This is a genomic window from Streptomyces griseicoloratus (assembly GCF_014534645.1).
Classification (GTDB): domain Bacteria; phylum Actinomycetota; class Actinomycetes; order Streptomycetales; family Streptomycetaceae; genus Streptomyces; species Streptomyces griseicoloratus.
The window spans coordinates 1-218 of the sequence record NZ_JACVQF010000105.1; the positions used below are offsets into that span (position 1 = coordinate 1).

At 70.6% G+C, this 218-nt stretch carries 1 protein-coding gene; it reads left to right on the forward strand.

Annotated elements, in window-relative coordinates; all coding sequences use genetic code 11:
• On the forward strand, positions 1 to 218 hold a 218-nt coding region (locus H0H10_RS03180; protein WP_188179245.1), incomplete at both ends, for a phosphopantetheine-binding protein.

Consider the following 218-nt stretch of genomic DNA (forward strand, 5'->3'; position numbering starts at 1 on the left):
CGACTTCTTCGAACTCGGCGGCCACTCGCTGCTGGCGACGCGGCTGGTGAGCCGGGTCCGTGCTGTGCTCGGCGTGGAACTGGAGGTCCGGGAACTGTTCGAGGCGCCGACGGTGGCCGGCCTCGTCACCTGTTTGTCTCAGGCAGCAGGGCACAGGCCGGCGTTGGTGCCGGTGGTGCGTCCGGAGCGGGTTCCGCTGTCGTACGCGCAGCGGAGGC